Raw genomic sequence first — 25,914 nt, 5'->3', positions numbered from 1 at the left:
GGCATTGTTATAAGTTTTGAACATACGCGGCAATTTGCCTCGCCAACGACTCAGATTCTTTGCATTTGGCACAAACTATAAAACCCGACCAATTGTCCCACTCAAGGGCTATTACAGCTGAACCATGCCCAAAGTCCTGGAATACCTCATCCAGCCCTCTGGTCTTATCGCTGCAAGCTGCCAAGTTGAACTCCTGTGTCACCTGGCGGGTGACTTTGGAGTATTGGCCCATCGGAATTTTATCGAAGGCAAACGTGAGTTGATTGCTTGCATTCCTGTGCTCATGCACCGGAGATTACTCCTGACTTATAACGCCCGCAGCATGCGCGACTTTGGAATGGAGGCGAAGCCGCAATGGAAAAGACGTCGCCGTGCCTGCGATTGTTAAATGGATATGTTCTGTTCAAAGCAGGTAGTCCTTATCCAACTTGGCTTAAGTTTATTATCTTTTATGTATTTTCTAAGCGTTGTTATTCTTTCTTCTTCAGACTGAATTTTCAATCCTGATTCGGCCAAGATCTCATTAACCAGGTCGTGCTCACCGATTAGCCAGTTAATCGAATGGAGATTACTTTCTATTCCATTTGATTGGAAATTGGAAGATATACGGTCTTTGTTGGTTGAATCTATCGTAAGCAGCGATCCTGAAGGACTCCTTTTATCAACAGAAACAGCATTTATTAGCGCTGTGCCCATTACTGGAATAATAGTCATCAAACCTGCGCCAATGGATACAACACCGTCCTGTTCATTATCGGTAACTGGCTTTGGGTAACAGCTTTTTATATCAGAAAAGCCACCCTCAGATATTGAGGCTTTGGCAAGCCCTCCCGATGCAAGTACATGACGCATCAAAGCTATCGCAATTGAGGTTGCCCGGTCCAATTTTTCTTCTTCGAAACAGCTAACAATGACAAAGCCATCGCCAAACTGGTGAGCAAAAAGACGATTAACATCATCATCGTATTTTTTACTGCCTACCAAGTAGATCCCTTCCATCAAGGCATTAAGAGGAATCAATGCGGCCATGGTCTGATCGTAGCGCGCACCAAATCCCTCAATATCAATATAGATACTCCAACGTTTATCCATGCCTCATAATCCATTTAACGCCAGCGCACAACGGCGCACTTGTAGTGGAGGCGCAGCCGCAACGAAAAGGGCGTCCGGCGGCCGCAGGCCGCGAATTGATGCGCCTTGTTAGATGCCGGTAACCCCGGCAATTTATTACGGCACCCAATGCCGAATGCCCACTCCCGATACTTTGCACCGGCTAAACCCATTGCGCCAGGAACCAGAGCACCGAATGAGCCGAAACAGACCGATGTTTACGCCGAATTGCCCCGCGACCTGAACACCCGATTAGCCACTAAAACTGTTGCCGGACTGAGGACTGTTTTCTGCGCGATGAAAACTGCAAAATCTGACCCAAATACCGAACCAAAAAGCCCCGGAGCCAGGCATTTAACGAGATACGTTCACGTGCCGGAGCGAAGCGCAGGTCGCGTGCAACGTGTTGTTAAACGGAACGTCCAGAAAGACTGTCATACTGCTCTCAATAACACACCACTCCACAGTCAGAAGAAAAGCCTGGGAAGGTATCAGGCCAATCGTCAGCGCGGGCAACCAAGACGAGAAGGCACGGAACAAAGGCGACCACGATCGCTGATTGATCCGCTTTCCCTCAAGAGCCGGAGCAGAGCGGTTTAAGCCGGGTCTTAACCGTCTGCTCCGGCTCTTGAGGGTAGCAAGGAGAGCGCTCAACGGCGATCCGCATTATTTGTTTTCTTGCACTCGATTCCAAACGCAAAACACTACTGGTTACTTATACAGTATTTTGGCGATAACCTACGGTGAAACGGCAAGAAAACCTTTGCACTCAACCCACCGCTTTAACAGGGCGTTAATAATGGATACGGACATCCCACCCGCTATTCCGGCGCAGCCAAGCCGATTCATGGACAGGCTTCGCGGCTTCATTCGTATGCGCGGCCTTGCCTATGCAACAGAAAAAACCTATGTCTTCTGGATCAAACGCTTTATCCGCTTCCATGATCGGAAACACCCGGAAACAATGGGCGCAGCAGACGTTGAAGCGTTTCTCTCACATTTGGTTTTACAGGCCAACACCAGTGTGGCCACTCAGCGAGTTGCCTTGAATGCGCTGATTTTCCTCTACCGGGAGTTCCTGGGAACTCCGCTGGAAGGTCTAAATTACGAAGCCGCTCGCAAACCCGCAAAACTACCAACAGTATTCAGCCCCGGGCGATATCCGGACCATTCGGAAGTTACTGGGCCACGCAGACATTCGCACCACGGAGATCTATACACACGTGGTGCGCAAGGGCGGCTTCGGGGTACGCAGCCCCGTGGACGATGCCTTCTAGCTTTCCCGAGGGGTGTGTTGAATTACTGCATCTCCTCGTAGGCTGCATCGGTGCGCGCCGCCATGATGTAATCGTTTTTGTGCAGGCCACCGATCTTGTGGGTCCACCAGCGTACCGTCACCTTGCCGTATTCCAACAGGATGGCGGGGTGGTGGTTCTCGGCTTCGGCCAGGTCGCCCACCTTGTTGGTGAAGGCCTGGGCCCGGGCGAAGTTCTTGAGCTTGAACACTCGCTGGAGCTGCTCTTCCCCGTCCAGTTCAACAACCTGCCACTCTGGCACGTCTTTGCCCAAAGCCTGTTTCTCGTCCGCAGTCACCTGGGGTGCGTCCGCACTGCAGGCTTCACAGCTCTGTTTCGTCAATTCACTCATCTCAACCTCCATGGCTGATGGCTGTCTTACAAGCGTGGGTTCCCTCATCCAGATTATCAACCCGGCGCTTGAAATCATCGGTCTTTCAGAATACTGTATATTTAAACAGTATATGAGAGTTTTCCATGAGCGAGATTCTGAACACGCTGATGCAGGATGCCCGTGTCTGGCAGGGCCACCAGCATGTCCGTACTACCCAGTCGGCGGAACCCACCGGTTACCAGGTTCTGGATAACCAGCTCGGTGGCATTGGCTGGCCCAGGGGGGCGCTGAGCGAGTGTTTGCTGGATGCACCCGGCATTGGTGAGTTGCACCTGCTGCTGCCCTTGATGCAACGGTTGTCCGGGGGCGGCAAAACCGTGTTCTGGCTGAACCCACCTCACACCCCTTACGCCCCTGCCCTGGCCCGGGAAGGTGTCAATCTGGACCAGGTGGTACTGATCAACACTGACGACGAGGGCGACTTCCTGTGGACGCTGGAAAACTGCCTGCGCTCTCCGGTAACCGGTCTGGTAATGGCCTGGCCCGGGAAACTGGCCGCGCGGGAGATACGGCGCCTGCAGCTGGCGGCAGAAGCCGGCAGCAATGTGTGTGTACTGTTCCGTGAGCGCCGCTACGCCGAACAGAATTCCCCGGCAGCATTGCGCCTGGAACTGGTTCCCGGAGATCAGCAGGATCTCAGGGTGAATGTGCTGAAACGCCGCGGTAGCTGGCCCGGGCAATGTTGTTCACTGGCAATGGATCACCGGGCAGATCTGGCTTTCCGGGAAGTACCCCGGGTGGTTCAGGGCCCCTGGTCTGGCCGGGCCGGGTAAGGCGCATCATGCTCTGGCTCTACCTGCACTTCCCTCATCTGTTGCTGGACCATATTCGCCGTTCCCGTGAAAACCAGGGGGCGCTGGCCGTTGTGGAAGGTTCCGGCCAGAAGGTCATCCAGGCCTGTCCGGAAGCGCGGGCGCAGGGTGTGCAGGCTGGTATGCGTCTGAAAACCGCCATCAGCCTGGTGCCGGAGCTGGGCATGGTCAGGGCAGACCACCAGCAGGAAGCCCGGATACTGGAGGACCAGGCCCGCTGGCTGTACCGCTATGCGGCCCATATCGTACTGGTGCCACCCGATGGCCTGCTGGCAGAAGTGGGCAGCCTGCAGCGGCTTTATGGCGGGCTGGCAGCCGTCTGGCAAACCGTGGAACAGGGGCTGAACGAACGCCAGCTGAATGCCTGGGTTGCCATCGGTCATACGCCATTGGCAGCCCGGCTGATTGCCCGCACGGGCAAAGGTGAATGCACCGCAGACAAGGGCCATATTCTGCGAGCGCTGGGGCAGATGTCCCTGTTGGCTGCGGAGTTTGATGATAAAACCCGTACCCGGCTGCAACGGATTGGTCTGAACACCCTGGGCGAAGTCCTTGCCTTACCACCCAATGAGCTGGCCCGCCGTTTGTCGCCAGAAACCCTGGCCCATGTGCAGAAAATCCAGGGCAACCGGGCGGATCCCAGAACACCCTGGCAGCCACCCCACCATTTTCGCCAGCAGGCAGACTTTGTGCAGGAAATTGAACAGTCCCAGGGTCTGCTGTTTCCGCTACAGCGCATCCTCTCTGAACTGGAGGAAGACCTGTGCTGGCGCCAGCAGGATACCGACAGCCTGTTACTGATCCTGCGGCATCGGCACCAGGAACCTACCCGCCTGCGGATTCGCACTTCAGGCCCTGAACACCGGGCCGAGGCCTTCCTGAACCTGGTTCGCTTGCGGTTCGAGCAGCATCCGCTGAGAGCGCCGGTGATCTCGCTGGTGCTGTCGGTCAAACGATTTCTGGGGCGGGAAGCGGCTACTGGCCAGGACCTTCTTGGTGAAACACAGGACCTGAATGAAGCCTGGCACACCCTGATCAGCCGTCTGCAGGCGCGGCTTGGTGACAACGCCCTGCGACAGTTATCCCCACAAGCGGACCACCGGCCGGAGCGGGCCTGGTCAGCCTCTGAAGTGCTGCGCGGGCGTAACACCCGGTTGCCGGATTACACCCAGTTGCCCCGCCGCCCGTTGTGGCTGCTTAAGGGCCCGCAACCGCTTACCGAGGCTCCGCTCCTATGGTTCTCAGGGCCGGAACGCATCAGCGGTGGCTGGTGGGATGGCCAGCAGGTACACAGGGATTATTACATTGCACAACTGGCCAGCGGCCAACTTGCCTGGGTATTCCGGGATGTGCGGGATGGCTGGTTTGTACACGGATGGTTTGGCTGATGAGCGAGTTTACTTACGCAGAGCTGTTCTGCTTCAGCAATTTCACCTTTCTGACCGGGGCTTCACACCCTCAGGAGCTTGCGGAGCGAGCCTTGGAGATGGGCTATTCCGCGCTGGCAATCACCGACGCCTGTTCGGTAGCCGGTATTCCACGAGCCTGGGCCGCGCTGAAGGGAAGCCCGGTAAAATTGATTACCGGCAGCTGGTTTGAGCTGGACGACGCCCCACCCGGTGCCGCGGTTCCCCGCTTCATTCTCCTGGCCCGTACCCGCAAGGGTTATGGTCAGCTTTGCCAGCTGATCACCACCGGGCGACGACGGGCTGAAAAAGGCCAGTACCAGCTGTTTTTCCGGGACATTGAAACTCACACCCTGGATGACTGCCTGTGTTTGTGGCTGCCCCCCTCACCCATCGAGGCGGACGCGGACCAGACCCTGGCCTGCGGTGAATGGTTGCAACGCCTGTTTGACCCGGGCCTGTGGGTAGCCGCCGCCCGCACTCTTGAACCTGGAGAGGAGTTGCAACTGGCCCGAGTACGCTGGCTGGCCGACCACCTGCGCTGCCCGGTGGCCGCCACCGGCGAGGTACACATGCACAGCCGGGATCGCCAGCCACTGCAGGATGTACTCACCGCCCTGCGCAATCACACCAGCCTGGAAAACGCCGGCCACTGCCTGTTCCAGAACGGGGAGCGCTACCTGCGGCCATTGCCGGTTCTGCAGCGCCTGTTTCCGGATGCCTGGCTCCGGGAAACCCTGGTGATTGCCCAGCAGTGCACCTTCGAGCCTGGCAGCCTGCGTTACGAATACCCCCCAGACCTGGTGCCGGACGGTGAATCGCCGGCGGCCTACCTGAAACGGCTGACCCGCGAGGGCGAACGCCGCCGATACCCGGAAGGCACACCGTTGAGCGTTCAGGGGCTGATCCGCAAAGAGCTGGCACTGATCTCGGAGATGAAGTACGAGCACTACTTCCTCACCATCCACGACATCGTCGCCTTTGCCCGTAGCCAGGGCATCCTCTGCCAGGGCCGGGGCTCCGCGGCCAATTCTGCCGTGTGTTATTGCCTGGGCATCACCGAGGTGAATCCGGCACGGGTGGAGTTACTGTTCGAGCGTTTCATTTCCAAAGACCGGAACGAGCCGCCCGACATCGACGTGGACTTCGAGCATGAGCGGCGGGAAGAAGTCATCCAGTACATCTACCAGCGCTACAGTCGCGAACGGGCGGCCCTGGCTGCCACCGTGATCCGTTACCGACCACGCAGTGCCATTCGTGATGTAGGCAAGGCCCTGGGTTTTGATCCGGCCATGGTGGAACAGTTACTGGAAGGCATCGACTGGCGGGACAAGGCCAGCAGCTGGCGCCAGCAGATTCTGGACAAACACCTCACCCGCAACCCGAAAGTGGCTGACCAGTTCTTTACCCTGGTCAATACCCTGCTCGGCTTTCCACGCCATCTGTCCCAGCATGTAGGCGGTTTTGTTATCAGCGCCGGGCCGCTTGCCGAGCTGGTGCCGGTAGAAAACGCCGCCATGGCCGACCGCACCGTGATCCAGTGGGACAAGGACGACCTGGAAAGCCTGGGCCTGATGAAAGTAGATGTGCTTGCTCTGGGCATGCTGACCGCCATCCGTAAGGCCCTGGAGCTTATTAGCGAGGAAAAAGGCACAGCCTTCACCATGCAGGACGTTCCCGAGGAAGACCCGGCCACCTACGCCATGCTCCAGAAAGGCGACAGCATCGGCGTCTTCCAGGTGGAATCCCGCGCCCAGATCAACATGCTGCCGCGCCTGAAACCGAGCACCTATTACGACCTGGTGATCGAGGTTGCCATCGTCCGCCCCGGCCCCATACAGGGCGATATGGTGCACCCCTACCTGCGACGCAAGCACGGCCTGGAACCGGTCGACTACCCCAACGATGCCGTGCGGAAGGTTCTTGAGCGCACCCTGGGCGTTCCCATCTTTCAGGAACAGGTGATCAAGCTGGCCATGGTGGCCGCCGGCTTCTCCGCCGGCGAAGCCGACCAGCTCCGCCGCGCCATGGCGGCCTGGAAATCCCACGGAGACCTGACCCCCTTTCGGGAAAAACTCGTCAACGGCATGCTGGAAAGAGGCCATGATGCCGATTTTGCCGAGCGGCTGTACCTGCAGATCTGCGGCTTTGGCGGCTACGGCTTCCCGGAATCCCACGCCGCCAGCTTTGCGCTGCTGGTGTATGTATCCTCATGGATCAAGTGTCACCATCCGGCGGCTTTCTACTGCGCCCTGCTCAACAGCCAGCCCATGGGATTCTACTCTCCTTCCCAGCTGGTTCAGGACGCCCGCCGCCATAACGTCACCGTGCTGCCACCGAATGTGAATCACAGCCAGTGGGACCACACCCTAGAGGAGCCCGGCCGCCAACTACGCCTGGGCCTGAGGCTGATTCAGGGCCTGTCCAGCAGCGGTGGCGAAAGACTTTGTCAGCATCGCCCACAACAGGGTTACCGAACCTCCAGCGAGCTCCGCCGACTCGCCGGCCTGAACCAGCGGGACATGGAACTCCTGGCCGGCGCCAACGCCATGCCCGACTTCACCGCCAACCGCCACCAGGCCTACTGGCAACTCCTCGGCCATGAACAACCCGCTGAACTCTTTGCCGCTGAAACAAGTGCGGAATACCTGCCGGACAACACCTGCGTACACCTGCCCGAACCCACGGAAGGCCAGAACGTGCTCGCCGACTACGCCAGCCAGGGCCTTACCCTGCAACGCCATCCCCTGGCCCTGCTCCGTGAACAGGGCCACCTGAAGTTCTGCCTCAGTGCTGAACAGCTCAAGGCCATCCAGCCGGGTCGTCCTGTCCAGGTTGCCGGCCTGGTCACCGGCCGCCAACGCCCCGGCTCTGCCTCCGGAGTTACCTTCGTTACCCTGGAAGATGAAACCGGTAATGTGAATGTGGTGGTATGGCTGGAAACAGCCCGGCGACAGCGTAAGCCGTTGATCACGGCGCGGTTGTTACATGTGAAGGGTGTGCTGGAGAGGGAGGGGGATATTGTGCATGTGATGGCGGGACGGTTGTCGGATTTGAGTCATTTGATTGAGGCGTTGCCGGTTAGTTCGCGGGATTTTCATTGATTTTGTCGGATTACGCCTTTGGCTAATCCGACCTACGGGGGAGTATTAAGCGGTAACTGTGGGGTGCGAAGCGCCATTGCGGAGGCCCTTTCCAGGAATGTCTCCGGCCATGGACGGCCGGAGTCAAGCGCACATGGATGTGCTCGTAGCGTTTCCTGGAAAGGGCCTCCGCAATGGTGCCACCACCCAAAGTCACAGACTGCCAAAACAAGAAAACCCCGCACGAAGCGGGGTCTCCTTATTCACTACAGTAAAACGATCAGCCCAGAAGCTTGATCATTACACCCGCAGCTACCGCAGAGCCGATAACGCCGGCCACGTTCGGGCCCATGGCGTGCATCAGCAGGAAGTTATGCGGATTGGCCTCAAGACCAACCTTGTTGGACACCCGTGCTGCCATTGGCACCGCGGATACACCGGCAGAACCGATCAGCGGGTTGATGGGCTCTTTGACGAAGGCATTCATCAGCTTCGCCATCAGAACACCACACGCCGTACCAACACCGAAGGCCACAATACCCAGCCCCAGGATGCCCAGAGTCTGACCATCCAGGAACTTGTCTGCCATCAGCTTGGAGCCCACCGACAGCCCCAGGAAAATGGTCACGATATTGATGAGTGCGTTCTGAGCAGTGTCGCTCAGACGCTCAACCACGCCACACTCACGCATCAGGTTACCAAAGCAGAACATACCCAGCAGCGGAGCGGCATCCGGCAGGAACAGTGCAACCGCAACCAGCACCACGATCGGGAAGACGATTTTCTCTTTCTTCGTCACCGGGCGCAGCTGGGACATCTTGATGGCCCGCTCTTTTTGCGTTGTCAGCGCCTTCATGATCGGCGGCTGAATCATCGGAACCAGCGCCATGTAAGCGTAGGCTGAAACCGCAATGGCACCAATCAGGTGGGGTGCCAGTACGCTGGACACATAGATAGACGTGGGGCCATCCGCACCACCGATAATACCGATGGCAGCAGCTTCCAGGATGGTGAAATCAAGAATGCCCAGCCAGTCCAGCAACGCCGCACCCAGCACTGTGCCAAAGATACCGAACTGGGCAGCGGCGCCCAGCAGCAATGTCTTCGGGTTTGCCAGCAGCGGGCCAAAGTCCGTCATTGCACCTACACCCATGAAAATCAGCAGCGGCCCAACGGTGCTACCAATAACAATGGTGTAGAAGTTGTAGAGCATGCCATTGCCATAGCCGTAGTCAGATGCAATGGCATTAGCCGCGCTAACGGTGGAATAGCCCGCATCCTTGAAGGCGAGTTTAAACGCCTCCTTTACCTCAGGGGTCACGACCTGCCCCGCCTGGTAACCAACGTCCAGTGTGCTGGCCAAAGCCGCCAGAACTTCCGGCTTGGCAAAATGCAGGGCATTCTCCGCCGCAGACAGGGCAAGCCCTGCCTCCGGAATATTCGCCAGAATGCCACCGAAACCAATCGGTACCAGCAACAATGGCTCAAACTTCTTGCGGATCGCAAGGTACAGAAGCAGCAGGCCGATGACGATCATCACCACCTGGCCAATTTCTATGTTGAACAGGCCACTGCCCGTCCACAACGTCATTAATTTATCCATGGAATGCTGGCCCTTATGCGATTGTCAGCATTTCATCATCAACGGAGACGGCATCACCGACCTTGATGAAGACTTCGCCGATGGTACCGGCCTTGGGTGCGCGCACCTCGGTTTCCATTTTCATGGCTTCGAGGATAATCAGCACATCGCCTTCTTCAACGGCGTCACCGGGAGAAACCAGTACCTTGAAGATGTTGCCACCCAAGGGCGCCGGAACCGGCTCGCCATCGCCAGCAGGAGCTGGCGCAGACGAGGAAGCGGCAGGCGCCGATGCACCTGAACCGTCCTTGCCTTCGATCTGGCTGATCTCACCTCCCTCGTTGACGGCAACCACATACTCCTTGCCGTTAACCTCCACGGTATAGGTTTCCGCAGCACCTTTCTTGGCCGGAGCCGATGCTGCGGCTGCGTCTTCTTTGGTTGGTACCGGCTCGAATGCATCCGGATTACCACGATTTTCAAGGAACTTGAGACCAATCTGGGGGAACAGGGCATAAGTGAGGACGTCGTCCACTTCCTGCTCGGCCAGCTTGATGCCCTTCTCTTTTGCGGTGTCCCGGAGCTCTTTGGTCAGCTTCTCCATTTCCGGCTCGATCAGATCGGCTGGACGGCAGGTAACGGGCTCTTTTCCGTCCAGTACACGCTCCTGCAATTCCTTGTTCATTGGCGCCGGTGCAGCACCATACTCGCCCTTGAGAATGGCGGAGGTTTCCTTGGAGATGGACTTGTAACGCTCGCCGGTCAGCACGTTCAGTACCGCCTGGGTGCCCACAATCTGGGAAGTCGGCGTAACCAGCGGGATGAAACCCAGGTCTTCGCGAACCTTGGGAATCTCGTCCAGAACCTGGTCGAACTTGTCGGCCGCGTTCTGCTCTTTCAGCTGGTTTTCCATGTTGGTCAGCATGCCACCCGGAACCTGGGCAATCAGGATGCGGGAGTCAGTACCCCTGAGACTGCCTTCAAACCTGGCGTACTTCTTACGGACCTCACGGAAGTAACTGGCAATCTCTTCAAGCAGGTTCAGATCGAGGCCTGTGTCACGATCGGTCCCTTCCAGAATCGCAACCACCGCCTCGGTGGGCGAGTGACCATAGGTCATACTCATTGAGGAGATGGCCGTATCCACGTTATCGATACCGGCCTCCGCTGCCTTGATAGCGGTTGCGGTAGACATGCCGGTCGTGGCGTGGCACTGCATGTGAATCGGAATGTCCAGTTCTTTCTTCAGACGGCTGACCAGATCGAAAGCTACATAAGGCTTCAGAATACCGGCCATGTCCTTGATGGCGATGGAGTCCGCACCCATGTCCGCAACTTCCTTCGCCAGCTCTACCCACATCTCGATGGTGTGCACCGGGCTGGTGGTATAGGCAATCGTGCCCTGGGCATGCTTGCCGGTCTTGCGAACGGCCTTGATGGCGCGATCCAGGTTACGGGGATCGTTCATCGCATCGAAAATACGGAACACATCTACGCCATTTTCGGCGGCACGCTCACAGAAACGGTCTACCACATCATCCGCGTAATGACGATAGCCCAGGAGGTTCTGGCCACGCAGCAGCATCTGCTGTTGGGTATTGGGCATGGCTTTTTTCAGCTCACGAATACGCTCCCACGGGTCTTCGCCCAGATAGCGAATGCAGGAGTCAAAGGTAGCTCCACCCCAGGATTCCAGCGACCAGAAGCCTACTTTGTCCAGCTTCTCGGCAATGGGCAGCATATCGTCAAGCCGCATGCGGGTGGCCAGCAGGGACTGGTGGGCGTCACGCAGAATAACGTCCGTAATCCCCAGCGGTTTCTTTGTGTCAGTCATCGTGTCAGCCTTCTGTTTAAAGGTTCTAATCTGTCTGCCCGGTCACTTCTTGTGGCGCGACCGGTATTGTGCAATCGCTTTCTTAATCGCTTCAGCGGTGTCAGGATCAACTGGCGACGGCGCTGAGGGCTTTGCACGTGATTTGCGGGCCGGAGCGGCAGGTTCAGGCTCAGCTGGACCATACCGAAGCACCAGTTTTGACATGAGCAGGGTTGCAAACACCAATATGATCAGGAATGCGAAGACAAACCCCATGCCTGCGACCATCAGATCAATGGCTTGTGACATCAGCTCATTCATAACGAATAGCTACCTGTATCGAGTTGTTGATTTTCCCGAGCTGCCTGCCAATCTGCGAAGAGCATCCGCAGACCGGGCAATTCGGGGGGCAAAATCCCGCGTAATTTACCGTTTTCCGACCCGCTGAGCAACCTAATTGCAGGTTTCAATAGGTGGTTTCCGAGCATCCAGGCCCATACTGACGGGTTTCGGGCAGGTAAAATCGATTCTCATTCATACATAGCGTACACGCATTTTCCGGCCCTTTATGCGACCTTGCTCCAGTCGTTTCAGGGCCATTGCCGCTGATTCCTTCTCCACGGCAACAAAACACTGAAAATCAAAGAGGTCTATCTTCCCTACCACCTTGCCCGGAAGCCCGGCCTCACCGGTAAGCGCACCCAGGACATCCCCCGGCCTGACCTTGTCTTTTCGACCACCTGCGATGCAAAGGGTTTTCATTGCGGGAGCGGATGGCCTCAAAGGCGTGGCCAACAGGTCTGCCGTGCTCCCCCACTCCACCGGCTGTTGGCGCCCGGCCTCCAGCCGGTTGATCTTGTGCGCCTGCGACGGGGTGCAGAATGTCACGGCCAGCCCCTGCTCTCCCGCGCGCCCCGTGCGTCCAACCCTGTGGGTGTGCACTTCCGGATCCCTGGCGGGCTCCACATTGACCACCAACGGCAGAGACTTGATATCAAGGCCACGGGCAGCAACATCGGTTGCAACCAGTACAGAACAGCTCTGGTTGCCAAAGCGCACGAGCACACTGTCACGGTCCCGCTGCTCCAGGTCTCCGTGCAACGGCAGGGCCGCAAACCCCAGGCCATTCAGTTCACTGGCCACTTCATCGCACTGCTGCTTGCGGGTGCAGAAGGCAATACAGGAGGCGGGCTGATGCAGCGACAGTAACGCCGCCAGCGCCTGAACCTGCTGCCCCGGCGCAATCTCATAGAAGCGCTCGGTAATGTCGGATTCAAGAGCCTGGCTGTCGATTCGCACATCCACCGGGTTGTTCTGATACTGCTCGCTGAGCTTGCGGATGTTTTCGGGCCAGGTGGCAGAGAACATCAGCGTCTGTCTTTTCGCCGGAGCCTGACCAATGATGTCTTCTACTGCCTCCTGGAAGCCCATGTCCAGCATCCGGTCGGCTTCATCCAGAACCAGGGTCTCAAGCCGGTCCAGCTTTAACGTGCCCTTGCGCAGATGATCCTGAATCCGCCCTGGAGTCCCCACCACAATATGGGCGCCATGGCTGAGTGAGCCAATCTGAGGCCCAATGGAAACACCGCCGCACAAGGAGAGGATTTTCACGTTATCCCGCGCCACCGCCAGCTCCCGGAGGGATTTGGCTACCTGATCTGCCAACTCCCGCGTCGGGCAAAGGACCAGCCCCTGAACCACAAACCTGCGTGGGTTCAGCTTCTCCACCAGCGGAATCCCGAAAGCAGCCGTCTTGCCACTGCCGGTCTGAGCCATGGCAATCAGGTCGTTGCCCTTAAGCGCAGGAGGCAAGGCGCCGATCTGAATGGGGGTCGGGCTCTCAAAACCTAGTCTCGACAGATTTTCGAGCATTGGTCGGGAAAGACCCAGCTCACTGAATGACGGCATAAAAATTCCTGGAATAGCGATAGAGGGTGGGTTCGACCGGGAGCGTTCCGGGCGTATACTGGATGCAGTTTATCAGAAATAGCAAACCGTCACGGAGCATTGAATGCCATCACTACAGGATCAGCTGTTGAAAGCCGGCCTGGCCGATGAGAAAAAGGCCAAGGCCATCCGCAATGAGAAACACAAGAAGCGCAAGCAGCAACCCAAGGGGTCCGTTGAGGTCAATGAAGCCGAGATCCGCGCCCGCCAGGCAAGGGAAGAAAAGGCGGAGCGGGACCGGCAACTGAACCTCCAGCGCCAGAAAGAAGCCGAAAAAAAGGCCATCCAGGCCCAGATCCGGCAACTGGTGGAAACCAACCGTCTCGACCGGTCCAGGGGGGAAACTTCCTACCAGTTCGTACACGACAAGAAGATCAAGAAGATCTTTGTGGACGACACCATGGTTGACCAGCTGTCACGGGGCCGGCTGGCCATCGTGTTTGTGAACGATGCCTATGAGATTGTCGCGGAAGGGGTGGCGCGGAAAATCATGGAGCGGGATGAGCGTGCCGTAGTCGTGCTTCATGACCGCAAGAAAGACGACGCCGGCGACGATGACCCCTATGCGGGCTATGAGATCCCGGATGATCTGATGTGGTAAACAATCAACCTCATTCTGATAGCGTTCTTTCCCTGCGCCTCGCAATTCCGTATCAGGTCAAAAACACGCAGTAATCATCTGTAACTGTAAAGTTCTGGAATATAGGGCCGTAAACCGACTTAATATATATCAAATAACATCCACCTTTGGTCTTCACTGCGTATCAGGAACGCATCGCGGCCTTTGACTCGAGCGCATGGATCAAAAGGTGGGGTCGGTCAACCCTATCCTCCAGAGAATACTAACAATGCACTTTCCAGAACTGTTCACCAACATGACCATCCGCGCCAGATTGGCCGGCGGTTTTACCATCTTACTGTTACTGACCATTTTGGTGGGGGTCGTTGGTGATCAGGCTCTGGACAGCTTCAGCCAGAGGTCAAATATCGTAGCGATGCTCGGGCAGGTGAATACCGGTCTTACAGAAGCACGCGTAGAGGAAAAGAACTTTCTTCTGACAGGCGAAACTGAGGCTGTCACGAAAACCCAGGCCCAGGGTGACCGTGTTCTCGAATTGACCAATGACATCAAACCGCTACTGGGCATGACCGAGGACCTCGACATCCTGGAGCGCATCCAGTCCGACGTGAAGCAGTATCAGCGATTAATGGGAGACGTCGAGGCAAACATCAGTGAACGGGAAGAGGCTCTGGGACGCCTGGAGACCGCCGCACGCATCTTCGGTTCTTCCCTGAAGGCTCATAGCTCCCTGTTTTTTGCTTCAGCAATGTTTGAAGACATGCGTCGGTCAGAGCGAAAGTTTCTCATCGAGAGCGACGAAGCCAGCGTCAAGGCCTACCTTGACGACGCAAAAAGAATACAGGCCCCACTGAAATCCGCCAGCATCAGTGATGAAGAAAAGGCCGGGATCAACCAGGCACGGACCACTTACGTCAACAGTTTCCAGACGGTAGTGACACTGACCGAGTCCGGGAACCGCCTATCGGAGGAAATGGTAAGTACTGCCAGAAGTGCGATCGCATCGGCAGACCGGCTGCGAACACGTCAGTCAGAAAAAATGGAAGCCGAGCGTCAGCAGGCATCCGGACTGATCATCGGTGCCACCGGTATCGCTCTGGCCCTTGGCATATTGATGGCCTATATGATTACCCGCGCCATCGTCGCCCCCATCAATCAGGCCGTTGCAGCAGCCTCAGAAGTTGCGTCCGGCAATCTGACCGTCGATATAAAAGCTACCGGAACCAATGAAATCGGTCGCCTGATGGCAGCCCTCGCTACTATGGTCACGAGTCTGCGGGAACTGGTCAGGAGCATAGAGGCCGGCGCGTCCAACATCGCGGCTTCGGCAGAAGAGCTTTCAACCGTCACCAGCCAGTCCAGTGATGGAATCAATCGCCAGAAACAGGAAACGGATCAAGTCGCGACTGCCATGAACGAAATGACCGCGACCGTTGCCGAAATTGCAAAAAGCGCTGAGCAGGCTCTTGAAGTTGCAACCGACGCAGCGAGCCAGGCCACCGATGGTGAACGCGAGGTAAGGGAAACTGTCGACCAGGTCAACAGTCTCGCCAGAGAAGTCAGCCAGAGCATGGAAACGATCGAGGGACTGCAAAAGGAAACAGCAAACATCGGAACGGTCCTGGACGTCATCAAGTCCGTTGCCGAGCAAACCAACCTGCTGGCATTGAACGCAGCCATTGAAGCCGCCAGAGCCGGTGAGCAGGGCCGGGGTTTCGCAGTGGTTGCCGATGAAGTCCGCTCCCTGGCTCAGCGCACCCAGACATCCGCCCAGGAAATCGAAACCCTGGTTACCGCCCTGCAGCACAGCGCGGGCAATTCAGTATCCGCAATGGGCTCAAGCACTACCATGGCCTCTAATACACTGGAACGCGCCACAGCAACCGGTAAAACCATAGAGCGTATTGCCAGGGCCGTTGAAGACAGCAAGCAGTACAACAATCAGATTGCCACCGCGGCGGAGCAACAGACCTCGGTCGCCGAAGAAATCAGCCAGAATATCACCCGTATCCGGGACGTTACTGACCAGTCCGCAACCTCTTCCAATCAGACGGCCAGCTCAAGCAAAGAGCTGGCCAGGCTTGGTAGTGAGCTTCAGAGCCTCGTCTCCCGCTTCAGGTTGTGAGGCCTGAAAACAAAAAACCCCGCTCAAGGGCGGGGATCTGTGTTTGATATGGCGCGGCCGGGAGGATTAGGCGGGCCTACAGCCCTTCACCTCACCCTGGTGACTGTCCGTTTATTCGCACTGCGGGAGATTATCACGCCCGCTGGACAGCTCATCATTGGTGTAGGCACAGCCATACTGCTCATCGGCCACTTCTTCCGGGTCCAGAACCTCGTCGCCACCGGGCTTGATACCGGAATTCACCCAGGTCACCAGGTCCACGAGCGCTGTAGAGAACTCGGTGCCCGAGAAGCCGCAGTGGTTCGGATCACGGATCGCCCGCTGCACCAGCATATCCTCACTGCCATGGGTCTCGGCCGCTTCACGATAGAGCTGCTGATGCACGAATGGTACGAAAAAATCACCCAGCGTGTGCATGGTCAGTACCGGGACATCGAAGTCACCCTGAACCAGAGGTAGCCAGCGGACGCCGTCGTCACGAACAGGGTTGACACCCTTATCCGCATGGAAGCGTCCAACCTTCGCAGTAAATGCCCGTTCCTGACCCGCAAAGCGCTGACCGTCTGTCCAGCGATAAATACGGTCGGTATTGTCGTAAATATCGTTGGCCAGAATGCCGGTTACCGTCCCGTCTCGCCCACCAGTACCCAGAACCGCGCCGTGCCATGTCGGGTTCTGGAAGCCTTCGTCGAATATCGGCCGGTCTCCGCCGGTCAGATTCTTCGCAATGTCTTTCAGGCGTTGGCCAGCCTCATTCTTTGGCACGAAGGTAGGTGCACCCCCATCGAACTCGAACAGGTTGAACAGCGCCTCACCAACGTACTGCTGGAAGTCCTCATAAGGCCTGTGACCAAACCCGCCAAGCTCCCTGACGACGCGGGGGTAATCGCCGAGCCACTGGAACTGGTTCTGTTCCGCCTGGCACAACGGCAGGGCCCCCTCGTAAGCAACCGGATAACGCGCCGTTTCCAGCGTTTCGCGCTCAACGGCGGCGGCTGCCGTATGACCACCCATTGAAACGCCCGCAATCAGGTACTGACCGGGGTCGCTATATCCCACACTCCAGTCGCGCTCGAGATAGTCTGTCAGTTCCAGCGCCAGGCGGTTGGTATCCTCTATGGCTGCACGCACGTCATAATAGTTGGCCGAGTAAGACGATGCCGCCCAGGCATAGCCGAGAGCCAGGGCCGTATTCCGGAACGCCAGATTGGGCACCTCACGCGTTACTGTCTGACCCTGGCCACGGAAACCATGGGTGTACATGATCACACCGCCATTCCAGTTTTGCGGGAATTCGGCGGTGTAGGAGGCGGGTCCCTGAATGCCCTCATACACTCCCCAGTACGCCGTCGCACCTGTGAGCGCTGTGAAGGCCAGATCGGCGTTTTCCTGGACCTTGAAAACCCGGCTGTCATGCTCCCGTACTTGCTCGGTCAAGCCCTTGCCTATTCCCTGTCCCCGGGCCTTGCCCTGATCCGATGCCATGGCGAAGCCAACAGTCGGGGCTGTAAGTGCTACTGCAGTGGCACAGGCCATTGCTAAGAGGTTTTTACTCAACATCATATCTTTGCTCCTGATTATTGTTGTTGATGGCACTTTTGTTCTGCGTGGCGAAACTGTATTTCTAAAACCAGCGATTAATACCATAGGAGCAATCAGTAAATGACGCAATTAATGGAGGGGGATCAGAAAACAAAAACCCCCGCTCGAGGGCGGGGGCTTTCGTTTGATATGGCGCGGCTGGGAGGATTATTCGGGCCTACGGCCCTCACCCCTTCGGGGCCGCCGTCGCTGTGCTCCGGCGTTCCTCAACCCACAGCGTGGGTTTCGGTCGAACCTCTTTCGGTTCAAATCCTCCCAGCTATACATAGCAAAACGCCTCAGCCTGTGGGGTTCACAAACTGAGGCGCTTTGGTCTTGATATGGCGCGGCTGGGAGGATTCGAACCTCCGACCGCCTGGTTCGTAGCCAGGTACTCTATCCAGCTGAGCTACAGCCGCTTGAAACCTTGTAAGCCTGTTCGAGAGTGGCGCGGCTGGGAGGATTCGAACCTCCGACCGCCTGGTTCGTAGCCAGGTACTCTATCCAGCTGAGCTACAGCCGCACATCACAAATTCTCGCTTCAGACTGTTCTCTGTCATCTCCAAAAGAAAATGGCGGAGAGGGAGGGATTCGAACCCTCGGTACGATTGCTCGTACGGTTCCTTAGCAGGGAACTGGTTTCAGCCACTCACCCACCTCTCCTTGAGAACGGGGCGTATACTACCATAATTTTTCTGATTTCATAGGGTTGACACGAGTTTTTTCAAACCCCGCCCTCCCTGGTACAAAAAAGCCGTCCGGGTTTCCCTCGAACGGCTTTTTGTCACTCTCAGCTGTTGCCGGGCTCCGGCTCTTCAGAGCCTTTCTCGCTCTGTATGCGCTGATAGATTTCTTCGCGGTGTACCGCCACTTCTTTCGGCGCATTGACACCGATTCTTACCTGGTTCCCCTTCACCCCAAGCACGGTTACGGTGATGTCATCACCGACCATCAGGGTCTCGCCTACACGGCGGGTCAAAATCAACATGTCCTTTACTCCCTTATCCAGAGCTACCTGTTCCGACAAATGTATACTGCTTACTTTTATAGTGGGATCACTTACTGATCAAAAGACGCATAATCACTTATACGCACTTATGAAGGCAGAAGCCTGCAAATGATGCCCTTTTTACCGAATACCCAAGCGAACCGGTGTGTTTGCCCGCAAACTATCAAGCTTCCTCGATCACGGGCTTGTCCAGTTCGAAGGCACTATGAAGTGCCCGAACCGCCAGCTCAAGGTATTTTTCGTCAATCACTACAGAGATCTTAATCTCGGACGTGGAAATCATCAGGATATTGATGCCCTCATTAGACAGCGCTGCAAACATTTTAGTTGCAACACCCGCGTGGGAACGCATCCCCACACCCACAATGCTCACCTTCGCGATCTTGCTGTCACCACTGACTTCCCTGGCGCTGAGCTCATCCGATACCTTCTGGAGAACAGCCTGGGCACGCCTGAAATCATTCCGGTGCACGGTAAAGGTGAAATCCGTGCGGTTGTCCGCACCGACGTTCTGAACGATCATGTCCACTTCGATATTGGCATCACTGATCGGCTGCAGAATACGCAATGCACTGCCCGGTGTATCCGGTACCCCGGCAATCGTCAGCTTGGCTTCATCACGGTTAAAGGCTATACCGGAGACGAGCGGTTGTTCCATGGCGCTTTCATCCTCAAAAGTAATCAGGGTGCCCTCACCTTCCTGGAAGCTGGAAAGAACCCTTAAAGGAACATTGTATTTACCTGCAAATTCCACCGCACGAATCTGAAGAACTTTCGAGCCAAGACTGGCCATCTCGATCATTTCTTCAAAGGTGATCCGTTCAAGCCGGCGCGCGCTGTCGACCACCCGCGGGTCGGTGGTATAGACACCGTCTACATCAGTGTAGATCTGACATTCATCAGCCTTCAATGCCGCAGCAAGGGCAACGGCTGTGGTATCCGAGCCACCGCGGCCCAGAGTGGTGATACTGCCATTCTCGTCAATGCCCTGAAAGCCCGCAACCACAACTACCCGGCCGGCATTGAGGTCCTCCTTCATGCGCTGCTCATCAATCTGCTTGATGCGCGCCTTGGTGTGGGTGCTGTCGGTCAGAATCCTCACCTGGGAGCCCGTATAGGACCGCGCATCGCATCCGCGCTTCTGCAGGGCCATGGACAGCAGAGCTATGGTCACCTGTTCACCGGTGGATATCAGCACATCCATTTCCCGGGGAGTGGGCTCGTCCATGATTTCATTGGCAAGGCCGATCAGCCGATTGGTCTCGCCACTCATGGCTGACACTACAACCACCACGTCGTGCCCTTCCTTGCGAAAGCGGCTGACTTTCTCAGCAACCGCTTCAATCCGTTCGGTGGTGCCTACGGATGTACCACCAAATTTCTGAACCAAGAGCGCCATTGTTTTCCCGATACCAAACGTGGACAAATGGCAGGACAAAGCCCTGCCTCAGACGATCAAACGGGCGGGATTATAAACGCCTGCCCGTTTTCGCGACAGTTACCTAAGCAATATTTTTCTCAACCCAGGCAGGAACTCCGGCCAGGGCCTCCGCCAGCTTAGAAGGATCATTGCCCCCGCCCTGAGCCATATCGGGGCGACCACCACCCTTGCCGTCAACCTGGGCAGCCAGATGCTTCATCAGGTCGCCGGCTTTGATCCTGCCGGTGGCAGACTTGGTCACACCGGCCACCAGGGTAACCTTGCCGTCTTCAACGCTGGCGAGGACGACTACACCCTCTCCCAGCTTGTTCTTGAGCTGGTCTGCCGTTTCCATCAGCGCCTTGCGATCCGCGCCTTCCATTTCCGACGCAACCACTTTCAGGCCACCAACCTCCACGGCAGAACCGGCCAGGTCAGTCCCGGCAGAGCTTGCCAGTTTTGCCTGAAGCGCATTGAGCTCTTTCTCGAGCTGCCGGTTGCGTTCCAGGGTTTGCTGAACTTTCTCCACCAGCGACTCACGGGAGCCTTTCACCAGCTTCGCCGCCTCGCGCAGTGTCTGCTCGGTTTCTTCTACCCACTCCAGGGCGCCAAAACCGGTCACGGCTTCAATCCGGCGCACGCCAGAAGAAATACCGCTTTCCGAGGTAATGCGGAACAAACCGATATCGCCGGTACGCGCCACGTGGGTACCACCGCAAAGCTCCACGGAGTAGTCATCGGACCCCATGCTGAGCACCCTGACGGTGTCGCCGTATTTTTCACCAAACAGCGCTATGGCGCCCTTGGCCTGGGCCTGTTCCATGTCGGTGATTTCCGTCTGTACGGGGGTGTTATCCAGTATCTGCTGATTGACCTGGTGCTCAATTTCCCGCAACTGTTCCGGTGTCACCGGTTCAAAGTGAGAAAAATCGAAACGCAGCTTGTCCGGGTCCACCAGCGAGCCTTTTTGGGAAACGTGCTCACCCAACACGTTGCGGAGCGCAGCATGCATCAGGTGCGTTGCCGAATGGTTTTTCTTGGTCCGTTCACGGCGAACATGATCGATACGGGCATCCACTTCCAGACCGGGAAACAGTTCGCCTTCAATCACAGTGCCGATGTGAAGGTGGTTATTGCCCTCCTTCTGAGTATCGGTCACTTTGAAACGGCCGCCGCTCCAGGTCAGCAGGCCGGTGTCGCCCACCTGGCCACCGGATTCCGCATAGAACGGCGTGCGCTCCAGAACCACCACGGCTTCATCGCCCGCCTGGGCATTCTTTTCATTGCCATCAACAATCACCGTGCGAATGGTTTCGTGGCCATCGATATGCTCGTAACCGGTAAACTCGGTGGAACCTTCAATAGTCAGGCCGGCGGCGTTGTAATCGATGCCGAATTTGCTGGCGGCCCGGGCACGCTCGCGCTGGCGCTCCATGGCTTTTTCGTAGCCTTCATAATCCAGGGTCAGGCCGCGCTCGCGGGCGATGTCGTTGGTCAGATCCACCGGGAAACCGTAGGTATCATAAAGGGTGAAAATGGTTTCGCCCGGAATCTCGGTACCCTTCAGTTCAGCAATATCCTGCTCCAGCAGGCGCAGACCCTTGTCCAGGGTCTTGGCGAACTGCTCTTCTTCCTGCAACAGCACCTTTTCAATCTGTTTGCGGCTGCTGACCAGTTGCGGGTAGGCGTCGCCCATTAACTCAACCAGCGCGCCAGTCAGCTTGTAGAAGAACGCCCGGGTTGCCCCCAGTTTGTTGCCATGGCGGGCAGCCCGGCGGATGATCCTGCGCAGCACGAAGCCCCGGCCTTCATTGGACGGCATCACACCATCGGCGATCAGGAAGGCACAGGAGCGAATATGGTCTGCCACTACCCGTAGCGAGGCCTCAGTGGTGTCCACGCCACCGAGAATGTCAGAAGCTGCATTCAGCAGGTCCTGCATCAGGTCGATTTCATAGTTGCTGTGAACCCCCTGAAGCACGGCGGTGATGCGCTCAAGCCCCATACCGGTATCTACCGAGGGCTTGGGCAGCGGCAGCATTTCACCGTCTGCCTGTCGGTTGTACTGCATGAACACCACGTTCCAGATCTCGATGTAGCGGTCACCGTCTTCTTCCGGGCTACCGGGAGGGCCACCCGCTACGTCCGGGCCATGGTCAAAGAAGATCTCGGTACAGGGGCCGCAGGGGCCGGTATCGCCCATCTGCCAGAAATTGTCGGAAGCGTAGGGAGCACCCTTGTTGTCACCAATGCGCACAATGCGGTCAGCCGGAACACCGATTTCCTGGTTCCAGATATCAAACGCTTCGTCATCAGAGGCATATATGGTCACCCACAGTTTTTCTTTGGGCAGCTTCAGCCAGTCGTCACCGGTCAGAAAGGTCCAGGCAAAATTGATGGCTTCGCGCTTGAAGTAGTCACCGAAGCTGAAGTTGCCCAGCATCTCGAAAAAGGTGTGGTGGCGCGCGGTGTAACCCACATTTTCCAGATCATTGTGCTTGCCGCCGGCCCGAACGCACTTCTGCGAGGTGGTCGCCCGGGTGTAGTCGCGCTCTTCACGGCCAAGGAACACGTCCTTGAACTGGTTCATTCCCGCGTTGGTAAACAGCAATGTAGGGTCGTCCTCCGGCACCAGCGAACTGCTTGGTACGATGGTGTGGCCCTGCTGCTTGAAGTAATCGAGAAATGCCTGTCGCAACTCTGCGGTTTTCATAGCCCTTTGATACCCTTCTATAAACCCGTGCGGGTCCACGTTTAAAGACACATACTTACATGCGCGTGCAAATCCGCTACTCTAGCACACGCCGAGTACAGGAAAAACGTGAAACATCACAGGAGACACCATGCCCCGCCGCTTTCATACCGCCGAGGAGCTGTTACCCCCCGCGCCGTTCATCAAGCGACTCATGGCTGTGATTTACGATGCCCTGATCAGCGTTGCGGTGCTGTTGGTGACCACCTGGGCGTATACCCTTGTGGCAGGCTGGATGACCGGCTGGGACAAGTATGAGGAAATGGCGGAAGCGGGCACCATCGGAGCAGACCCGATACTGACGTTTGTACTCTTCCTGGCCCTGTATCTGTTTTTCGGTTATTTCTGGACCCGAAACGGGCAGACGCTGGGCATGCAGGTGTGGCGCATTCGCATTGAAAACCTGGACGGTACTTCCGTGTCCTGGACGCAGGCGCTTAAACGCTATGTCGCAGCGGCCGCAATCCTGTTCGTTGCCCTGCTGGGCGCCTACTATCTGAATGCCGCCACCCTGTTCGTCACTATTCCGGCCATTGTCGCGCTGTTCTACCCCATCAACGGTCTGTCCCTGACCGACCGCGCTTCCGACAGCATCGTTGCTACGGTGCCAAAAGAGCCGAAAAAATAGCTACCCTGCCCGTCTCATGAGTACGGCGCCCACCACTGCATTGACTGCAATCGGCAGAACAATCGCCAGCACGGGATTGAAACCGAAAACCAGGCTCATGGGCCCCAGAAGGTCCTGCATGTATTTGAACAGCAACCCCACGATCAGGCCGGTAAACACCCGAAAGCCCATGGTGACGGATCTCAGCGGGCCGAACACAAACGAAATCGCCACCAACACCATGACCGCCGTGCCCAATGGCATCAATACTTTCTTCCAGAATGCCAGCCAGTAATTCGCCGCGTTCAATCCCTGCTCCCCCAAATAACGGGCATAGGTATAAAGGCCGGAGATGGACAGGTCTTCCGGCTTTACAATCAGCACGCTTAGCACATCCGGAGACAAACCGGTTTCCCAGCTTAGCGCCCGGTGCTTTTCCTGGGTGGTTTGATCGTCACTCAGATTGGTGGTGGTGACATTTTCCAGCAACCAGTGGTCGCCCTGGTAAATACCTCTCTCCGCAAAACTGACCGAAACCAGCCAGCGCTCATCATCAAAGCGAAACAGCGATATTCCGTGAAGCACCCCGTTGGGCTGAACGGCGTTCAGATGCATGAACACCTCGCCTTCCCGGTGCCAGATGCCCGATGCCGACGCAACATTTTCGCCCGCCCCCTGGGCAATCGCCTTCTGGCTCTGGGCCATACGCTCAGCCGGTGGCGCAACGTATTCGCCAATCAGCACGCCGACCAGCACGATCACCAGAGCCGGTTTCATGGCTGACCAGACGATGCGCTTCAGGGACACCCCGGCGGCACGAATGACTGTCAGTTCAGAAGAGCTCGCCATGGCCCCCAGCCCCACGAGGCACCCCATGAATGCGCCGAGAGGCAAATAATCATAGATACGGCGGGGCAGGGTCATAAACACAAACGACAGGGCCTGCAGCATCTGGTAATCGTTTTTGGCGTCATCCAGCTCGGCGATAAAGGCAAAGATCAGATCCAGAGACAGCACCACCAGCATCACCAGGAACATGGCGCCACCCACGGTAGTCATCACGTAACGGTCGATCTTACGCATGGGAGCGCCCCTCCCGAATCAGGCGCCGCCGGTACAGCCAGGCGGGGCCAAATTGCAGCCACAAGCCCAGCACCAGGAAGATGGCGTGCACCCAGAGCAGGCCGACCCACTCAGGAACCTTCCCGTTTTCAAGGGCGTCACGAGCCACAATCAGCAAGCCAAGATAGGTGATATAAACCAGCATTGCCGGAAGCAGGTGGAAAAACCGGCCCTGACGTGGGTTCACGCGGCTCAGCCGCACGGCCAGCAAGGTTACGATCGGCACGATCAGTGGCAGTGTGAAGCGCCAGTGCAGCATCGCACGGTGCTCGGGATTGTCCGATGCCATCAGATCCCAGGTACTGAGCCCCTCTTCCAGCTCTTTTTCACGGGCGTTGCCACTGCGAATTTTCAGCCCATAGGCATCAAAACCGGTCACATCGTAATCAAGGCGACCGGGAACACCCTCGAAGCGGGCACCCTCCTCGAGAACCAGAAACCGGCTGCCGGTCTCTTCATCAACCAGTTGGGAACCCTCACGGGCGGTAATAATCGACAGGCCTTCGCCCTCCGGCTTGTACTCCGCAATAAAAACGCCTTCAAGCCGTCGCTTGTCGTCACTCAGCCCTTCGGTATAGGTAACACGCCCCCCGGATGACAGCGACTGGAAGCGCCCTGGCGCAAGCATTTCAAACTCTGTCGCCTGACGCTGCTCATTGAAAATGGCTTCCACCTGCTTCATGCCCCAGGGCGATACATAAAGGCTCATGGCCCCGACGGTCAGCATCACCGGAATACTGCCAACCAGGGTTTTGCCCAACAGCTGCTTGTCGCTGATACCACAGGCGAACAGCACCGTCATTTCACTTTCCAGGTACATGCGCCCGTAGGCCAGCAGAATGCCGATGAAAAAGCCCAGCGGAAGGATCAGTTCCAGGAATCCGGGAAAGCGGTAGGCCATAATCTGGAACAGTACATCGCCGGCCAGCTCCCCGGCAGCGGCATCGGCCAGATACTTGATAAACCGGCCGCTCATGAACACCATCAGCAGAATGCCGGAAACGGCTAGCATGCTGATAATCACCTGGCGGGTAAGGTAGCGGAAAACGATGCTCAATTCGGTCTCTCAGAACCGGATGCGACCGGAGTCGATGGAATTCGGGATTCGCCGTATTCTAAGTAACCTTGGGGCCGAATGACAGACCACGGGTTTAACAAAGACGTTAACAACCTGTCAGCGCTTGATAATTTGCCCCCTAACCCCAATGCTATAGGCATTCGGACAGCAAACCCGGGCCCGGGTCTGTCCTCCATCAGAACAATCAACGGGAGTTGC

At 57.0% G+C, this 25,914-nt stretch carries 19 protein-coding genes and 3 tRNA genes; 7 read left to right on the top strand and 15 right to left on the bottom strand.

Going from position 1 to position 25,914, the window contains the following annotated elements:
- Window positions 1–384: 384 nt before the first annotated feature.
- On the bottom strand, window positions 385–1,092 hold the full coding sequence (locus QPL94_RS16365; RefSeq protein ID WP_285358867.1) for a hypothetical protein: 708 nt from the start codon (window positions 1,090–1,092) through the stop codon (window positions 385–387).
- A gap of 817 nt (window positions 1,093–1,909) precedes the next feature.
- Here QPL94_RS16365 and QPL94_RS21405 point away from each other — a divergent pair.
- On the top strand, window positions 1,910–2,428 hold the full coding sequence (locus QPL94_RS21405) for a site-specific integrase (RefSeq protein WP_350310643.1): 519 nt from the start codon (window positions 1,910–1,912) through the stop codon (window positions 2,426–2,428).
- On the opposite strand, the gene QPL94_RS16350 is transcribed toward QPL94_RS21405, so the two are convergent.
- Window positions 2,410–2,757 carry a 4a-hydroxytetrahydrobiopterin dehydratase gene (locus tag QPL94_RS16350; RefSeq protein WP_285358865.1) on the bottom strand — a complete coding sequence of 116 codons (348 nt, stop codon included), beginning with the start codon at window positions 2,755–2,757 and terminating at the stop codon, window positions 2,410–2,412. The genes QPL94_RS21405 and QPL94_RS16350 overlap by 19 nt on opposite strands.
- 125 nt (window positions 2,758–2,882) lie before the next feature.
- On the opposite strand from QPL94_RS16350, the gene imuA reads away from it, so the two are divergent.
- Genes imuA through QPL94_RS16335 form a run of 3 tightly spaced genes read left to right on the top strand, consistent with a single transcriptional unit; the run spans window position 2,883 to window position 8,121 of the window.
- A complete protein-coding gene (gene imuA / locus QPL94_RS16345; protein ID WP_285358864.1) occupies window positions 2,883–3,572 on the top strand; it encodes a translesion DNA synthesis-associated protein ImuA in 690 nt (229 codons plus the stop codon).
- A gap of 8 nt (window positions 3,573–3,580) precedes the next feature.
- Window positions 3,581–4,999, top strand: coding sequence for a Y-family DNA polymerase (locus QPL94_RS16340; protein ID WP_285358863.1), 1,419 nt, complete (start codon window positions 3,581–3,583; stop codon window positions 4,997–4,999).
- Window positions 4,999–8,121 (top strand): error-prone DNA polymerase, encoded by a 3,123-nt coding sequence (locus tag QPL94_RS16335; RefSeq protein WP_285358862.1) that lies wholly within the window; start codon window positions 4,999–5,001, stop codon window positions 8,119–8,121. Before QPL94_RS16340 ends, QPL94_RS16335 begins: the two co-directional genes overlap by 1 nt.
- A 259-nt stretch (window positions 8,122–8,380) precedes the next feature.
- Here the strand turns inward: QPL94_RS16335 and QPL94_RS16330 are convergent, their stop codons facing one another.
- The 4 genes from QPL94_RS16330 to dbpA all read right to left on the bottom strand — a co-directional run bounded on the left by QPL94_RS16330 (window position 8,381) and on the right by dbpA (window position 13,403).
- A complete protein-coding gene (locus QPL94_RS16330; RefSeq protein WP_137434082.1) occupies window positions 8,381–9,703 on the bottom strand; it encodes a sodium ion-translocating decarboxylase subunit beta in 1,323 nt (440 codons plus the stop codon).
- Window positions 9,704–9,716: 13 nt separating this feature from the next.
- Window positions 9,717–11,516: a sodium-extruding oxaloacetate decarboxylase subunit alpha gene (gene oadA, locus QPL94_RS16325; RefSeq protein ID WP_285358861.1), complete on the bottom strand. Its 1,800-nt coding sequence runs from the start codon at window positions 11,514–11,516 to the stop codon at window positions 9,717–9,719.
- Window positions 11,517–11,558: 42 nt separating this feature from the next.
- Window positions 11,559–11,816, bottom strand: a complete 258-nt coding sequence (locus QPL94_RS16320; protein ID WP_285358860.1) for an OadG family protein — start codon at window positions 11,814–11,816, stop codon at window positions 11,559–11,561.
- A gap of 213 nt (window positions 11,817–12,029) precedes the next feature.
- Window positions 12,030–13,403, bottom strand: coding sequence for an ATP-dependent RNA helicase DbpA (gene dbpA, locus QPL94_RS16315; protein ID WP_285358858.1), 1,374 nt, complete (start codon window positions 13,401–13,403; stop codon window positions 12,030–12,032).
- Window positions 13,404–13,506: 103 nt separating this feature from the next.
- Here dbpA and QPL94_RS16310 point away from each other — a divergent pair, with 103 nt between their 5' ends.
- Together QPL94_RS16310 and QPL94_RS16305 are read left to right on the top strand one after the other, a co-directional pair.
- Window positions 13,507–14,043, top strand: a complete 537-nt coding sequence (locus QPL94_RS16310) for a DUF2058 domain-containing protein (RefSeq protein ID WP_285358856.1) — start codon at window positions 13,507–13,509, stop codon at window positions 14,041–14,043.
- A 247-nt stretch (window positions 14,044–14,290) separates the two neighbouring features.
- The gene (locus tag QPL94_RS16305) at window positions 14,291–16,147 is read left to right on the top strand and encodes a methyl-accepting chemotaxis protein (RefSeq protein ID WP_285358853.1); all 1,857 of its coding nucleotides are present in this window, start codon (window positions 14,291–14,293) and stop codon (window positions 16,145–16,147) included.
- Window positions 16,148–16,258: 111 nt separating this feature from the next.
- Here QPL94_RS16305 and QPL94_RS16300 read toward each other — a convergent pair whose 3' ends face one another.
- From QPL94_RS16300 to alaS, 7 genes are all read right to left on the bottom strand, one after another.
- Entirely contained in the window at window positions 16,259–17,710 is a 1,452-nt protein-coding gene (locus QPL94_RS16300; protein ID WP_285358851.1) for an alpha/beta hydrolase, read from the bottom strand.
- A 360-nt stretch (window positions 17,711–18,070) separates the two neighbouring features.
- Window positions 18,071–18,147 (bottom strand) — tRNA-Arg (locus tag QPL94_RS16295).
- A 27-nt stretch (window positions 18,148–18,174) separates the two neighbouring features.
- Window positions 18,175–18,251, bottom strand: a tRNA-Arg gene (locus tag QPL94_RS16290).
- Window positions 18,252–18,301: 50 nt separating this feature from the next.
- A tRNA-Ser gene (locus QPL94_RS16285) sits at window positions 18,302–18,391 on the bottom strand.
- A 127-nt stretch (window positions 18,392–18,518) separates the two neighbouring features.
- The gene (gene csrA, locus QPL94_RS16280; protein ID WP_008172808.1) at window positions 18,519–18,716 is read right to left on the bottom strand and encodes a carbon storage regulator CsrA; all 198 of its coding nucleotides are present in this window, start codon (window positions 18,714–18,716) and stop codon (window positions 18,519–18,521) included.
- A 184-nt stretch (window positions 18,717–18,900) separates the two neighbouring features.
- Window positions 18,901–20,136 (bottom strand): aspartate kinase, encoded by a 1,236-nt coding sequence (locus tag QPL94_RS16275; protein ID WP_285358842.1) that lies wholly within the window; start codon window positions 20,134–20,136, stop codon window positions 18,901–18,903.
- A 103-nt stretch (window positions 20,137–20,239) separates the two neighbouring features.
- Window positions 20,240–22,870, bottom strand: a complete 2,631-nt coding sequence (gene alaS, locus QPL94_RS16270) for an alanine--tRNA ligase (protein WP_285358841.1) — start codon at window positions 22,868–22,870, stop codon at window positions 20,240–20,242.
- 130 nt (window positions 22,871–23,000) lie between these two features.
- On the opposite strand from alaS, the gene QPL94_RS16265 reads away from it, so the two are divergent.
- Window positions 23,001–23,537: an RDD family protein gene (locus QPL94_RS16265; protein WP_285358839.1), complete on the top strand. Its 537-nt coding sequence runs from the start codon at window positions 23,001–23,003 to the stop codon at window positions 23,535–23,537.
- On the opposite strand, the gene lptG is transcribed toward QPL94_RS16265, so the two are convergent.
- A complete protein-coding gene (lptG, locus tag QPL94_RS16260) occupies window positions 23,538–24,599 on the bottom strand; it encodes an LPS export ABC transporter permease LptG (protein ID WP_285358837.1) in 1,062 nt (353 codons plus the stop codon).
- Complete coding sequence (gene lptF / locus QPL94_RS16255; protein ID WP_285358835.1) at window positions 24,592–25,695, bottom strand: LPS export ABC transporter permease LptF; 1,104 nt, start codon at window positions 25,693–25,695, stop codon at window positions 24,592–24,594. Before lptF ends, lptG begins: the two co-directional genes overlap by 8 nt.
- Between the last annotated feature and the right edge of the window lie 219 nt (window positions 25,696–25,914).

This window comes from Marinobacter sp. SS13-12, from assembly GCF_030227115.1.
In the GTDB taxonomy this organism is placed as follows: Bacteria; Pseudomonadota; Gammaproteobacteria; order Pseudomonadales; family Oleiphilaceae; genus Marinobacter.
This window is presented reverse-complemented; position numbering and strand designations above follow the sequence as displayed.